The organism is Streptomyces sp. NPDC046215 (assembly GCF_040646215.1).
GTDB classification, from domain to species: domain Bacteria; phylum Actinomycetota; class Actinomycetes; order Streptomycetales; family Streptomycetaceae; genus Streptomyces; species Streptomyces stramineus.
Genome location: NZ_JBEYZW010000027.1, coordinates 72,328 through 85,262, shown reverse-complemented (window position 1 = coordinate 85,262; position 12,935 = coordinate 72,328). Strand labels below are relative to the sequence as shown.

The window sequence follows — 12,935 nt, the reverse complement described above, 5'->3', positions numbered from 1 at the left end:
CGAGTACGCCCAGTACGCGGGAGATGCTCCGCCTTGCGAGCTACCGCACCGGACGCCGCGGCCTGATCCGGGCTGATCCGTAAGACACGCCCTAGGCGTCGGCCTCGGACTTCTCCCCGGGTGCCGCGGACTGCTCCGTGCCCGAGGTGTCCGCGCCCTTCTCCGGCGCCGTGTAGAAGACCGACTTCTGCTTCCGCTCCCGGTCGACGCGGCCGGCCTTGGCGAGTGCCTCCAGCGCGTTGCGCACGCTCTGCGGGTTCACCGTCCGCTCGGGGTGCGCCGACGTCAACTCCTGCACGATCTCGGCGACCGTCCGCGGCTCGTGGTGCTGGAGGGCGAGCACCACCAGGTCGCCCAGCGCGGGGCCGCCCTTCGCCCGGGCCGCGGGCTCCGCTTCCCTGCCCGGTGCGGTGCGCGCGGCACGCTGTCCGCCCGCTCCACGGTCCGTCTTCTTCTTCGCCGTCCGAGGCCGCGGGACCTTCCGGGCCGCGGGTGCCTCCACCGCGGCGGCCCCGGGGGGCTCCACGGCCTCCTTGACGTCGTCCGGCTGCGGTTCCCGTCCGGCCGGCGCCCCGGCCATGGAGCCCTGGAGTCCGGACAGCCAGGAGTGTTCCCGGGTCAGCTGGTCGAGGCGGGCCTGCAGGTCCTCGATCTCCTTGCGGATCCCCTCCCGCTCCGCCGAGTTGGCCGCCAGATCGGCCACGAGCTGTGCCGCATAACGGTCCTGGATGTTGGTGTTGCCCGGCTGGTCTGCCACGACGCCCTGCTTTCCTCGTAGTTGGGGTTGCTGCCGGATGGTACTCACCCGGAGCAGACCATGGGCCGGATGCGGGGGAAAGACGCCCCCTGGTGTTGATCGCCGCCTCGGTGTTACGCGGCAGTTGACCGGCGGTGCCCGGCGCCCCGGCGCGCGGCTTCCCATGAGCGGCCGGACGGGACGGGCGAACAGGGCGGCCCTACCGGGTATTTGGGTGGCTCGCGGCCCCTCAGCGCCGGGGGAACGGAATAGAAGATTTCTCCAGACAAGCACGTCAAGGCTGACGTGCTTCGTCCACACTGGGCCGCAACCGTACCCGTCTCCGGCCCCGGCGTGGCCGAAGCATCAGCTCAGGAGTCCCGGTGCCAGCAGAAGTCACTCTCACCCTCACCCCGGCGGAGGCGTCCTCGGGCGTCGTCCGTTCCGTCGACCTGCCCTGGGGATCGCTCAGCATCCGCATCCCACCGATCGAGGACGGCGCGCTCATCAGAGTCGCCACGGCCGAGGGAGAGGCCCTGATACGCGTCGTGGTGCGCGCCGCGCCGCGCCGGTGGGCGCCGAAGCTGGTCGGCCTCGCCGCCGTGGCGGCCCTCGTCGCCGGCGTCGTGGTCCTGACGGACCGCGGCGGTCACTCCTCTTCCGCCGACGCCCCGCCGCCCTCCGCTTCTCCCTCCCGGTCGGGCCCGGCGACGCCCTTCGACTCCTCCGTTCCCACCGGCCTGCCGACCCGCAGCGCGCCGACGCCCCACCTCCCCGTGCCGCCCCTGCCGTCCTTGCCGCCCCCCGCCCCCGTCAGCCCCTACGACTCGGGCACCTGCCTCGACGGGGAGGCGGCCACCCGGGCGACGACCGCGGTGAGCGTCGACCCGTTCCGCGTCGTCAGCTGCTCCTCCTCCAAGGCCCGGTACCGCGTGATCCGGACGTTCCACGGAACCTCGGACCTGAGTCGGTGTCAGAGCGTCGCGGACACGCAGTACTCCTATTCGAGCCGCAGCACCAGGGGCGGCGTCACCCTCTGGGAAGTCGTCTACTGCCTGGTGGGGGTGGGTTCGCACGCGGGGTGAACGCGCTCGCGGGCGGGAGAGGTGGCTGCCCGGGCGCCTTCCGGTGAAAGCCCCTGGGGCCGGCGCCTGTTGCACGGCCGCCTCCCCCGTGGCACGGCACGGCACGGCCGCGCCGGATCAGGGGCGGATGCTCAAGTGGGTGAACGCGGTGGTGCGGCGGATCGATGCCGCAGCCGCCACCGTGGTGTGCGGCGCCCACCGGGCCCGGGAAGCGGCCGGCCCGGCCCTGGCCGCGACCCGCAGCCGCCGCTACCCGGGGACCGCGCACCTCATGGGCATGCGCGGTGGCACCGACGGCTTCGCCGGCGAACTGGTCCTGCTCCACCGGTGAAACGGCGGCGAGCCGCCTCACCTTCGCGGCACGGTCGGCCTGATTGATGTCTTTACACCCGAACCCCCGGCAAGAAGAGTGACCTGTTCCCTTCAACTGCCGGGGACATCGACCGTACTGACCCAGTGCCCCACCATCCAGGAGCCGACTTGCTGCCTGACTTACCCCGCACCACCGGGCTGTTCCGCCGTGCCCGCCTCAGATCCCAAGGGCTCGTGCTGTTCGCCCTGGTGGCGGTCTTCGCCGCACTCCTGCCCGTCCTGGACGCCCGCGGCAGCAGAGCCGCTGCCGGGGACGGCGGCACCGGGCCGACCCGCCCGCACCACGCCGCTGCGCCCGCCTCGGCCATGGAACCGGCGGCCCCCGTCCTCTCCAGGACGGGCTGGACCGCCACCGCGAGCGACGAGGAAACCGCGCAGGCCGACAACCGCGCCGCCAACGTCCTCGACGGCAAGGCCGACACGCTCTGGCACAGCCGCTGGTCCGGCACCGCCACCCCCCTGCCGCACTCGCTCACCCTCGACATGCACCGCACCGAAGTGGTCTCCGCGCTCCTTTACCAGCCGCGCGCCGACAGCCCCAACGGCCGGATCGGCGAGTACGCCGTCCACCTCAGCACCGACGGACGGAACTGGGGCGCGGCCGTCGCCGGCGGCACCCTGGCCGACGACACCACCACCAAGACACTGAGCTTCGCCGCCCGCGGCACGCGCTTCGTCCGGCTGACCGCCACCACCGAGGCGGGCAACCGCGGCCCGTGGAGCTCCGCCGCCGAGATCCAGCTGCTGGGCGACCCGGGGCTGCCCGCCTCCGTCGTCGAGCTGCCGACCACCGGCTGGACCGCCACCGCGAGCGACGAGGAGACGGCACAGGGCGACAACCGCGCCGCCAACGTCCTGGACGGGGACGCCGACACGCTCTGGCACAGCCGCTGGTCCGGCACCGCCACCCCGCTGCCGCACTCCCTGACCCTCGACATGCACCGCACTCAGACCGTGTCCGCGCTCTCCTACCAGCCGCGCAAGTCCGGGGCCAACGGGCGCGTCGGCGCGTACTCCGTCGCCACCAGCATCGACGGCGTCTCCTTCGGCAGCCCCGTGGCCACGGGCGTGTGGAAGGACGACGACACCGTCAAGAGCACCACCTTCACCCGCCCGACCCCGGCCCGGTTCGTCCGGCTGACCGCCACGACCGAGGCGGGCAACCGCGGCCCGTGGAGCTCCGCCGCCGAGATCCGGCTCAGCGGACCCGCCGATCCCGCCGTCTCCGGTGCCTGGGACCGCGTCACCGGCTTCCCGCTCGTCCCCGTGGCCACCGCGGTCCTGCCGAACAACAAACTGCTGGCCTGGTCCGCGTACGCCATCGACCGGTTCGGCGGCAGCAACGGCTACACCCAGACGGCCGTCATGGACCTCGGCACCGGACAGGTCACCCAGCGCCGGGTCGACAACACCGGCCACGACATGTTCTGCCCCGGCATCGCCCTGCTCTCCGACGGCCGGGTGCTCGTCACCGGCGGCAGCAACGCCGCCCGCGCCAGCATCTACGACCCGCGCACCGACACCTGGACCGCCACCGGCGAGATGAACATCCCGCGCGGCTACCAGGCCATGACCCTGCTCTCCACCGGCGACGCCTTCGTGCTCGGCGGCTCCTGGAGCGGCGCCCGCGGGGGCAAGGACGGCGAGGTGTGGTCCCCGGCCACGGGGAAGTGGCGCACGCTGCCCGGCGTCCCCGTCAAGGACACCATGACCGCCGACCCCGCCGGCCCCTACCGCGCCGACAACCACCAGTGGCTGCACGCCACGTCCCGCGGCCGCGTCCTCCAGCTCGGGCCGAGCAAACAGCTGAACTGGATCGACACCAACGGCAACGGCACCGTCACACCGGCGGGTGTGCGCGCCGACAGCCAGGACGCCATGAACGGCAACGCCGTCTCGTACGACATCGGCAAGCTGCTCACCCTGGGCGGCGCCACCGCGTATGAGAACACCGACGCCACCCGCCGCGCCTACACCGTCGATCTGAACGGCGGTGCCCGGCCCGTCAGCAAACGCACCGGCGACATGGCCGGCGCCCGCGCGTTCAGCAACAGCGTCGTCATGCCCGACGGCAAGGTGGCCGTCTTCGGCGGGCAGTCCTACCCCGTCCCCTTCAGCGACGCCACCTCGGTGCTGGCCCCGGAGCTCTGGGACCCGGCGACGGGCGCCTTCACCAAGCTGGCGGGCATGGCGGTGCCGCGCAACTACCACAGTGTGGCGAACCTGCTGCCCGACGGACGGATCTTCTCCGGCGGTGGCGGGCTCTGCGGCGACTGCGCCACCAACCACTCCGACGGGGCCGTCTTCACCCCGCCCTACCTCCTCAACCCGGACGGCACCCGCAAGCCCCGCCCGGCCCTCACCAGCACACCACCCGCCCGGGTCGCCCACGGCGCCGTGCTGCCGGTGACGACCGACAAGCCGGTCACCGCCTTCTCCCTGGTCCGCGCCGGAGCGGCCACCCACTCCGTGGACAACGACCAGCGGAGGGTCCCGCTGTCCTTCCGGCACACGGGCGGCACCTCCTACGCACTGACCGTTCCGGCCGATCCCGGAGTGGCCCTGCCCGGCACCTACATGCTCTTCGCCCTCGACGCGGCGGGGGTGCCCAGCATCGCCAAAATGATCACGATCAACTGACCTGGGCGTGAAAGAAGCGGTGCTCCCGGCCGGGAGCACCGCTTCTTCCAGTTCTTCAGGACCAGGGACGTCAGGAGGCGACGGTCTCCGCGGGCTCGGGGTGCCGCGCCCCGGGCACGGACCCGGCGCGGGCGCCGAGCACGGGGTCGGGGCCCGGCAGACCCGCGCGGTGGGCCCGCACACCGGCGCGGACGGCCCAGAAGTAGAAGCCGAGGGCGGACAGGCCGACCAGCGTGATGTCGACGCCGCCGGGGATCACACCGTGGCCGCCGAACTCGGCGCTGCCCAGAGCGGACAGCAACGCCATCCACAGCAGGAACGCGGGCATCCACCAGGCCGGCGCGAACTGCCGGCGCAGGCTCGTCTCCCCCTTGCGGCGCAGCACCAGGGCCGCGATGGGCACCGAGACCAGCGTGAGCAGGGCGACCTTGCCGGTGTTGGGCCACTTCGACCAGTACAGGGCGCAGGCGGCGAACGCGAAGATGACGGGGCAGAGCACCCGGGCGGCGGGGAGCCGGAAGGGGCGGGGTAGGTCGGGCTTGGTCCGCCGGAAGACGCCGACCGCGATCGGCCCCATGAGGTAGGAGACGACCATCGCGGCGGAGACGACGCTGGCCAGGGCCTCCCAGCTGTGGCCGACGGTGAGCAGGAGCAGCACGGAGAAGCCCAGGTTCAGCCACATGGCGGGCCGGGCGACGCCGTAGCGGGGGTGCACCTCGGCGATCTTCTTGGGGAAGAAGCCGGTCTCGGCGAGGTTCTGCGCCAGGTACGCGGCCGAGGCGACGTTGCCGATGTTGGCGCCGTTCGGCGAGATGAAGGCACCGAACTGGAGCATGGTGACGACCCAGTGCAGCATCAGCAGCTTGGCGAGGTCGGCGAACGGCGACGCGAAGTTCACCCCGCTCCAGCCGCCGGCCTCGGCGAGCCGCTCCGGCGGTACGGCGCCGAGGAAGGCGACCTGGAGGGCCAGGTAGATGACCAGGCCGAGGGAGAGCGCGCCGACGAGGGCGAGGGGGATGGCCCGGCCCGGGTTCTTGGCGGCGCCGCCGAGGTTGACGACGGCCTGGAAGCCGTTGAAGGCGAAGACGACGCCCGAGGCGGAGACGGCGGTGAGGACGGCGGACCAGCCGTTGGGCGCGAAGCCGCCGTGCGAGGTGAAGTTTTCGGTGTGGAAGCCGGAGGCGATGAGCGCGGCGACCGCGAGGACCGGGATGGCGAACTTCACCAGGGTCAGGAGGTTGTTGGCCCGCGCCAGCAGCTCGACCGACCAGTAGCAGGCCAGCCACAGCGCGACGGTCAGGAACAGGGCCATGGCCATGCCCGTGCCGGTCAGCCGGCCGTCGGCGACCAGGTCCCGGGCCCAGCCGAAGCTCCACGACGACATGTACTGGGTGCCGGCGATCGCCTCGATGGGGATCAGGGAGGCGGTCGCGATCCACACCGCCCAGCCGCTGATGAAGCCCAGCACCGGGCCGTGCGAGATGGAGCCGAAACGGGCCATGGCACCCGGCAGCGGATAGGCGGCGCCGACCTCGGCGTACGTCATGGCGATCATGCCGATGAAAACGGCGCCGATCACCCAGGCGACCAGCGCGGCGGGCCCGGCGACCTGCGCCGCCTGCCCGGCCCCGAAGAGCCAGCCCGATCCGAAGATCGATCCCAGCCCGATCATTATCAGGGCGAAGAGGCTCAGGCCTTTTCGATTGGCCGCGCTCATGTCCACGACGTGCGTTCCGTTCTGTCTGGAGACCGGGGAGGCGCCTCTACGCGCCTCTCGGTCATCCAGATGCCGGACCTGCTCCGTCGGAGCGTGCCGAACGACGACGCCGTCCCGCGGGGCCGAGCGGAAGCAACCGCCTGTATTGCGTGCCGAGCCCATGGGCTTCGCCGAGATCGGCCCCCGGGAACGGACACCGGGTGCGGCGCGACGAGCCGGAGGAACCGCGAAGGTGAGTTCGGCGGTGGTCCGGGCTCGATGACGACGGGATGGCCGGGAACGCAATAGCGACTCCGGACATATTACGCCACACCGCGTCGCCGGCCGTCCGGTCCCGGCCTGCGGCGACCCGCCGGACGCTCTCCCTCCGCCGGACCGCCGCCGCGGCCGGCGACGGCCGCTGCGCCGGGGTGACCGAAGCCACAGCGCGGCCCGCCCGTCACCGGCGGACCGCCACGGCCGCCACCCCCTCCCGAGGCCGGAAAACACCCCTCGGGTCCGCTCAGCGGGCCGCGCGCTGACCGGCACGCTCAACACCAACGGCGGCTCGGACCCCGGCCCGGGCACGTCCTCGATCCTGGTCGGCGCGGTGAACTCCACCACGCTGTTCGTCCGCACGGCGACGCCCTCCAGCCAGAGCGTCGACGACGACCGCCCGTTCTCCCTGGCGATCTTCTGCCCCTGACCGCCGCGGCGAGGGAAACGGACCCCGGCCCGGAACCGCTCGCACGGCGCTGCCCGGACGTTTCAGATCCCCCGGCCTGCGAGTCCGCAGGCCGGCCACCGCGGCCGGATGGCAGGGTGGGGACCATGTGCGGCCGATACGTCTCCACCCGGAGCCCGCAGGACCTGGTCGGGCTGTTCCAGATCACCCGCTGGAACCCGGAACAGCTCCTGGAACCGAGCTGGAACGTCGCCCCGACCGACGAGGTGTGGGCCGTGCTGGAGCGCCCCGACCGGGAAACGGGAGCGCTGGAGCGGCAACTGCGTCCGATGCGGTGGGGCCTGGTGCCGTCATGGGCCAAGAGCATGGACACCGGCGCGAAGATGATCAACGCGAGGGCGGAGACGGTGCACGAGAAACCGGCCTACCGGCGCGCGTTCGCCAAGCGTCGCTGTCTGCTCCCGGCCGACGGCTTCTACGAGTGGCAGGAGGTCGCGGCGAGCGGGACGGCGAAGGCCCGCAAGCAGCCGTACTTCATCAGTCCCACGGACGGCCGGGTGATGGCGATGGCGGGGCTGTACGAGTTCTGGCGCGACCCCGCCGCGGCCGGTGACGACGACCCGTCGGCGTGGCGGACCACCTGCACCGTCATCACCACCGAAGCCACCGACGCCGCCGGCCGGGTCCACCCCCGCATGCCCCTGGCCGTCCCCGCGGCCGACTACGAAGCCTGGCTCGACCCCACGCACCAGGACCCCGGCGAACTCCGCGCCCTCCTGGCCACCCCCGCCGACGGCCGCCTCGACGTCCGCGCGGTGACCACGGCGGTCAACAACGTCCGCAACAACGGCCCGCAACTCCTCGCCGACGCCGACACCGACGCCGACTCGGGCACGACCGGCTGACGGCGCCGGACGCCGGAGCCCGAGCCCGGCCGGAGGCCCCCTGGTCAAGGCCCCCTGCCGGTTCCCCGGCGGAGGCCCCGCCGTCAGCCGGGGAACCGGAGGAACCGCGGTGGCACCCCTTCCGCCAGCCACACTCCGTTGCCGGTCACCCGGAAGACGTGCCCGGCGTCACGCATCGCCCGGGCGTCCACCGACAGCACGACCTGTTTGCCGCGCCGGGCCCCGACCCGGGTGGCTTTCTCCCGGTCCGCCGACAGGTGCACGTGGTGGCGTGCCATGGGCCGCAGCCCTTGCGTCCGTATGGTGGCGACGTTCCGGGCGACGGTGCCGTGGAAGAGGAACGCCGGGGGCTCGGACTCCGGCAGCCCGAGGTCCACCGTGACGCTGTGCCCCTGCTGGGCCCGGATGCGGCCGCCCTCGACGGCGAAGCGCTGCTTGTCGTTGGTGGACACGACGTGCTCCAGCTCCCCCTGCTCGATGGGGAAGCCGTGTGCGGCCGCCGCGGCCAGGAGCGCGTCGACGCGGACCCAGCCCTGCGGGTCGAGCCGGATCCCGATGTCCTCGGGCTGGTGGCGCAGGTGCTTCGAGAGGTACTTCGAGACCTGAGTGGTCCGTCTTTCGTCCATATTCCCAGCTTGCCTCGGCCACGGGGCCGAGGGCATCCGATTTCCGCGGAGCCCGCGGGACGCCGCGCCGCCCACGGAGTCAGGGCCGGGCAGGCGGCTCCGGAGTGGAAACGGCGTGCCGGGGCAGGCGAGTGGATGATCTTGGTGCCGAGGTTCACAGAGGGGGCGGCATTCATGGCCATGACCGGGCGGCGTTCACGGCCCCGTCGGCAAGGCGCGGGGGGCGTGCGGCAGTTGGCGCTCGGCTTCGGCCTGGTCGCCGTCGTGCTGTTCGGTGCGGGCGTCACCCTGAGAAGCGCCGCGCGGAGCGCGGGGGACCGCCCCTTCACGGTCCTGGTGACGGGTTTGGCCGCACTCGCGATCACCGCCGCCGGAATGCGCTGGTGGCGCGGGCGAGGCGCCCGGTACCCGGCGGGCGCGTGGATGCCGGATGCCGCGGCCGAGGTGGACGAGGTGGGCGAGGCCCCTGCCGTCGCCGTGACGGGAGTGGCGTACGAGGAGATGGACGCCCAGGAGTTCGAGCAGGCGGTGGCGGAACTGTGCCGGCGGGACGGCTGCCTGGACGTGGAGGTCGTGGGCGGCGCGGGCGATCTGGGCGCCGATGTGCTGGCCACCGCCCCGGGCGGGCAACGGCTCGTCATCCAGTGCAAGCGCTACGGCGCCTCCCACAAGGTCGGCTCGCAGGACCTCCAGCGCTTCGGCGGCACCTGCTTCGCCGTTCACGACGCGCACATCGCGGCCGTGGTCACCACGAGCGACTTCACCGAGCCCGCCGCCGACTACGCCGCCCGCTGCGGGATCCGCTGCTTCGACGGCGGGGAACTCACCGCCTGGGCCACCGGCGTGGGTCCCGCCCCCTGGGAGGGTTAGCGTCCGCCGGGACGTTCGGATCGCGATGCCCAGGCGTAGGAGTGCCGGAGCGGGGCAGGCGGGGGCTATGGCCCATCTTGAAGGACTTCTGCGAGAGGCCATGCGCAGCCGCAGTCTGACCGCGCAGTGCCTCGCTGACCGGACCGGTATCCGCACTCCTCGTATCCGGGCGTTCGCCCAGGACGGGGCCGACGGCCCCGTGCGCCCCACCCGGGAGGAACTGACCGAACTCGCCGCCGCCCTGACCCTGCCGCTGCCGCAAGTCCTCCAGGCCGCCCGGGTCTCCACCGACGCGCCGCCCCGATAACCCGGCCCCCGCTCACCAGAGGCTCTCCTCCGTCAGGCGGAGACTTCAAAAACGAGTTCGAGACCGTCTTCCTCGTCCCACTGCTCTCCGACCTCGACGAAGCCGAACCCGGCGATCGTGGCCAGAGACGCGGTGTTGTCGGGGCTGATCGTCACCCGCACCGTCCGGACCCGGGCTTCGGCACCGGCCCGGCGCACCAACGCGGTCAGGATCGCCCTGGCGTAGCCCTGACGGCGGTAGCCGGGGGCGACGGAGTAGCCGATCTCCACCATGCCCGCCGCGTCCGGCGGCCCGTGGAATCCGCCGTACCCCACGACGGCGCCTTCCGGCTCGGACACCACGGCGTGCGTGAGCCACCTCGCGCAGCCCGGATCCGAGGCCAGCTGACCGGCCCGGTACCGCCACACCCACTTCGCCGTGTCGGTGACGAAGTACTCGGTGAGGGCGACGCCCGCCTCGGCGCCGGCCCGGGCGAGATCGTCGCTCTGCAAGGCGGTCAGGGCCGCGCTCGACAACTCGACAAACCGAACTGATTTCGGGGCGGCAGGGGCGGAGGTCCGGTGCTCGACTCTGTCTGTCACAGCGCGAATCGTCGCCCGGCCCCGAGGAGGTGTCCAACGGTTTTCGCGGGGCCTCGACCGGATCGTGTGCCCACCCGTTCCGGTTTCGTCAGACGGTGTCGAGGCGCACCGCGGTGACCGCCACGGTCGCGTACCGCAGCGTGAAGCTGCCACCCCTCGCGTCGACAGCGTTTCCGACGCCCTCCAGCACCTCCGCCAGCCGGTCCGACGGGAGCTGTGTGAAGGCGCCGTGGGTGGGCAGCTGATCCAGCCACGCGTCCCGGGTGCAGGGGGACTCCCAGTCGAATCGCCACTGCTCCGGGCCGCTGAATCCGCCCGCTTCCCGGATTCCGTCGGCGGCTTTGGTGAAAAGCACCTGATACCCGTCGAGGGCTTGCGCTGTCGTCGCCTGGAGGACGAACGGCGAGTCGGGGATCACCCGCCGGTAGACGGCGGCGAACGCTTCCGCCAGGTCGGGAGGGAGCCGGAAGACGTTCCAGAACGCCGCCAGCCGGCCGCCGGGCCGCAGGACTCGCGCGGCCTTGACCGCCCCCGCGGCCGGATCTATCCAGTGCCATGCCTGACCGGCGACGACCGCGTCGAATGACCGGCCGACCGGTTCCCAGGCTTCGAACGCCGCCGTCTCGGCCTCGACCCCGAACCGCCTCGCCAGCTCGGCCATCCGGGCGTCGGGCTCGACCCCCAGGACGGCGCAGCCGGCCGCCTGGAACTGCCGGGCGGCGATGCCGGTTCCGCAGCCGACGTCCAGGACGTCGGGGCCGGGACTGGCGGCGACGATCCGGTCCACGAGGGCGTCGGGATAGCGAGGCCGGGTCCTGTCGTAGCGTTCGGCGTCCGAGCCGAACGACTGTGCCACCTGACGCAGTTGATGAGGCTGGTGGTCGGGACGTGACTGCCCCGATGGGATAGTGGGCATGCGCCCACTATGGTGGGCACCTGCCCACTCGTCAACGGGCGGGCGGGTCCGGGGAACGAAGGGAAGGCGGGCGATATGCCGACAGGGGTGGCCCTGCGCGACGCGCGCGAGCAGCTGTTCGCCGCCGCCGAGCGCATCCTGCTCCGGGACGGGCCGAGCGCGCTGACCAGCCGGGCGGTCACCACGGAGGCAGGCTGCGCCAAAGGCGTCCTCCACCGGCACTTCGCCGACTTCGACGCCTTCCTCGCCGAGCTCGTACTGGACCGCGTCGCCCGCGTCGACGACCAGGCCACCGCCCTGTGCGCCTCGGCGGGGACCGGCACCGTCGCCGGCAATCTCGCCGGCGCTCTGACGGACCTGTTCGGGTCGGTCGCGGTGGCGATCGTCGCCCTCATCACGTCCCGGGACGACCTGCGCGCCCGGCTGCGCCGGGCCGGACCGACCGGCGTCCCGATCCTGGCGGAAGCCACGGCCATGATCGCCGCGTATCTGACGGCGGAGCGCGAACGGGGACGCCTGGCGCCGGGGACCGACATCGACACGCTCGCCCCCACACTGATCGGAGCCGCGCACCTGCTCTTCGCCGACCGGAAGGGCACGGCACCGGACCCCGGAACCGTCCACAGGGTCGTGAGCATGGCCGTCGCGGGCGCGGCACGGGATCCGGCGCGGTAGGGGCTCAGCGGCGCGGGGGCGGAACGCCGGGCGGCCGAGCCCCCGCCGCAGCCGAGTTCCGGGCCTCCGGCCGGTTCATCCGGCTTCGGCTGCGGGCGGGTCGAGACGGGGAGCGACCCCCGAGTTGTACTCCCAGAGCGCTCTGAGCGTGGTGCCGGAGGGCGGATTGCTGCAAGGGCAGACGATCCGGTGCGGGAATCGGCAGCGTGTGGTCGCGGGAAGCTCCGCTTCGCCGGTGTTGACGGCCTTTCCGTCCGAGCGGATGAGCCAGCGCTGGCCGGCGGGCACGTCGTAAGAGGGCAGCTCCCGACGGAATTCGAGAAGGATGTAACGGCCGTGCCCGGTCTCGTACCGGTCTTGGAGGAACTCGCATTCGGGGCAGTGAGGTGTCGGCGCGGTGGTGGTGCCGTCGTCCGGTTCGTAAGTGACCCCCATGGGAGGCAGGTTGCCCGGCCGAGGCTGTCGTGGTCAGGGGATCGTCGGCCGTTTGTGCTGGTGGTGCGGTATGCGGGTGGGTTCGGGGCCGACTGGGGATGTGTCAGTGAGCCCCACACGCACAGGGGTGTCGGCTGAAGGCGCGGTCTTGCCGTGTGCCCCGGGGGCGCATCGCATCATGGTGGTGGCCGGGTTGCGCGAACGGACAGCGCGGCGTGCCGGCGATCTACGCGGTTCCGCGGCCCGGAGCTTCCGTCAGCCATGCCGACGCCGATGGGGTGTGACATGTCGGCTTCGTCCGGCCGCGCGGCCGACAACGTATTCGTTCACCTGAACGCATTGCGCAGATCATCGCATCAGTTCGCTCCCCAAGCCTCCCCGGCATCGCCGCCGTGTGGTTTTCTAG

Annotated in this window: 13 protein-coding genes; 7 read left to right on the top strand and 6 right to left on the bottom strand. The window is 72.6% G+C overall.

Annotation, left to right across the window (positions count from 1 at the left end):
* Positions 1–91: 91 nt before the first annotated feature.
* A complete protein-coding gene (locus ABZ951_RS14795; protein ID WP_344089540.1) occupies positions 92–757 on the bottom strand; it encodes a hypothetical protein in 666 nt (221 codons plus the stop codon).
* Positions 758–1,119: 362 nt separating this feature from the next.
* Between ABZ951_RS14795 and ABZ951_RS14790 the strand changes: the two genes are divergently transcribed.
* The 3 genes from ABZ951_RS14790 to ABZ951_RS14780 all read left to right on the top strand — a co-directional run bounded on the left by ABZ951_RS14790 (position 1,120) and on the right by ABZ951_RS14780 (position 4,833).
* Positions 1,120–1,821, top strand: a complete 702-nt coding sequence (locus ABZ951_RS14790) for a hypothetical protein (RefSeq protein WP_344089539.1) — start codon at positions 1,120–1,122, stop codon at positions 1,819–1,821.
* A 127-nt stretch (positions 1,822–1,948) separates the two neighbouring features.
* The gene (locus ABZ951_RS14785; protein ID WP_361279957.1) at positions 1,949–2,152 is read left to right on the top strand and encodes a hypothetical protein; all 204 of its coding nucleotides are present in this window, start codon (positions 1,949–1,951) and stop codon (positions 2,150–2,152) included.
* Between the two features lie 149 nt (positions 2,153–2,301).
* The gene (locus tag ABZ951_RS14780) at positions 2,302–4,833 is read left to right on the top strand and encodes a discoidin domain-containing protein (RefSeq protein WP_344089537.1); all 2,532 of its coding nucleotides are present in this window, start codon (positions 2,302–2,304) and stop codon (positions 4,831–4,833) included.
* Positions 4,834–4,903: 70 nt separating this feature from the next.
* On the opposite strand, the gene ABZ951_RS14775 is transcribed toward ABZ951_RS14780, so the two are convergent.
* Complete coding sequence (locus ABZ951_RS14775; RefSeq protein ID WP_344089536.1) at positions 4,904–6,556, bottom strand: APC family permease; 1,653 nt, start codon at positions 6,554–6,556, stop codon at positions 4,904–4,906.
* 804 nt (positions 6,557–7,360) lie between these two features.
* Between ABZ951_RS14775 and ABZ951_RS14770 the strand changes: the two genes are divergently transcribed.
* Positions 7,361–8,119 (top strand): SOS response-associated peptidase, encoded by a 759-nt coding sequence (locus ABZ951_RS14770; RefSeq protein WP_344089535.1) that lies wholly within the window; start codon positions 7,361–7,363, stop codon positions 8,117–8,119.
* Positions 8,120–8,202: 83 nt separating this feature from the next.
* On the opposite strand, the gene ABZ951_RS14765 is transcribed toward ABZ951_RS14770, so the two are convergent.
* Positions 8,203–8,745 (bottom strand): RNA 2'-phosphotransferase, encoded by a 543-nt coding sequence (locus tag ABZ951_RS14765; protein ID WP_344089534.1) that lies wholly within the window; start codon positions 8,743–8,745, stop codon positions 8,203–8,205.
* A gap of 225 nt (positions 8,746–8,970) precedes the next feature.
* Between ABZ951_RS14765 and ABZ951_RS14760 the strand changes: the two genes are divergently transcribed.
* On the top strand, positions 8,971–9,615 hold the full coding sequence (locus ABZ951_RS14760; RefSeq protein WP_344089533.1) for a restriction endonuclease: 645 nt from the start codon (positions 8,971–8,973) through the stop codon (positions 9,613–9,615).
* A 100-nt stretch (positions 9,616–9,715) separates the two neighbouring features.
* A complete protein-coding gene (locus ABZ951_RS14755; protein WP_344089532.1) occupies positions 9,716–9,922 on the top strand; it encodes an XRE family transcriptional regulator in 207 nt (68 codons plus the stop codon).
* 32 nt (positions 9,923–9,954) lie between these two features.
* Here ABZ951_RS14755 and ABZ951_RS14750 read toward each other — a convergent pair whose 3' ends face one another.
* Together ABZ951_RS14750 and ABZ951_RS14745 are read right to left on the bottom strand one after the other, a co-directional pair.
* Complete coding sequence (locus tag ABZ951_RS14750; RefSeq protein WP_344089531.1) at positions 9,955–10,503, bottom strand: GNAT family N-acetyltransferase; 549 nt, start codon at positions 10,501–10,503, stop codon at positions 9,955–9,957.
* An 88-nt stretch (positions 10,504–10,591) separates the two neighbouring features.
* Positions 10,592–11,419 carry a class I SAM-dependent methyltransferase gene (locus tag ABZ951_RS14745; protein WP_344089530.1) on the bottom strand — a complete coding sequence of 276 codons (828 nt, stop codon included), beginning with the start codon at positions 11,417–11,419 and terminating at the stop codon, positions 10,592–10,594.
* A 75-nt stretch (positions 11,420–11,494) separates the two neighbouring features.
* Here ABZ951_RS14745 and ABZ951_RS14740 point away from each other — a divergent pair, with 75 nt between their 5' ends.
* The gene (locus ABZ951_RS14740) at positions 11,495–12,094 is read left to right on the top strand and encodes a TetR family transcriptional regulator (protein ID WP_344089529.1); all 600 of its coding nucleotides are present in this window, start codon (positions 11,495–11,497) and stop codon (positions 12,092–12,094) included.
* Positions 12,095–12,169: 75 nt separating this feature from the next.
* Here the strand turns inward: ABZ951_RS14740 and ABZ951_RS14735 are convergent, their stop codons facing one another.
* Positions 12,170–12,529, bottom strand: coding sequence for a DUF6083 domain-containing protein (locus tag ABZ951_RS14735; protein ID WP_344089528.1), 360 nt, complete (start codon positions 12,527–12,529; stop codon positions 12,170–12,172).
* Between the last annotated feature and the right edge of the window lie 406 nt (positions 12,530–12,935).

What these genes read in the sequence shown, in the direction of transcription:
- ABZ951_RS14785 (WP_361279957.1), top strand. Translation starts at nt 1,949, where the DNA reads ATGCTCAAGTGGGTGAACGCGGTGGTGCGGCGGATCGATGCCGCAGCC.
- ABZ951_RS14770 (WP_344089535.1), top strand. Translation starts at nt 7,361, where the DNA reads ATGTGCGGCCGATACGTCTCCACCCGGAGCCCGCAGGACCTGGTCGGG.
- ABZ951_RS14765 (WP_344089534.1), bottom strand. Translation starts at nt 8,745, where the DNA reads ATGGACGAAAGACGGACCACTCAGGTCTCGAAGTACCTCTCGAAGCAC.
- ABZ951_RS14755 (WP_344089532.1), top strand. Translation starts at nt 9,716, where the DNA reads ATGCGCAGCCGCAGTCTGACCGCGCAGTGCCTCGCTGACCGGACCGGT.
- ABZ951_RS14745 (WP_344089530.1), bottom strand. Translation starts at nt 11,419, where the DNA reads ATGCCCACTATCCCATCGGGGCAGTCACGTCCCGACCACCAGCCTCAT.
- ABZ951_RS14740 (WP_344089529.1), top strand. Translation starts at nt 11,495, where the DNA reads ATGCCGACAGGGGTGGCCCTGCGCGACGCGCGCGAGCAGCTGTTCGCC.
- ABZ951_RS14735 (WP_344089528.1), bottom strand. Translation starts at nt 12,529, where the DNA reads ATGGGGGTCACTTACGAACCGGACGACGGCACCACCACCGCGCCGACA.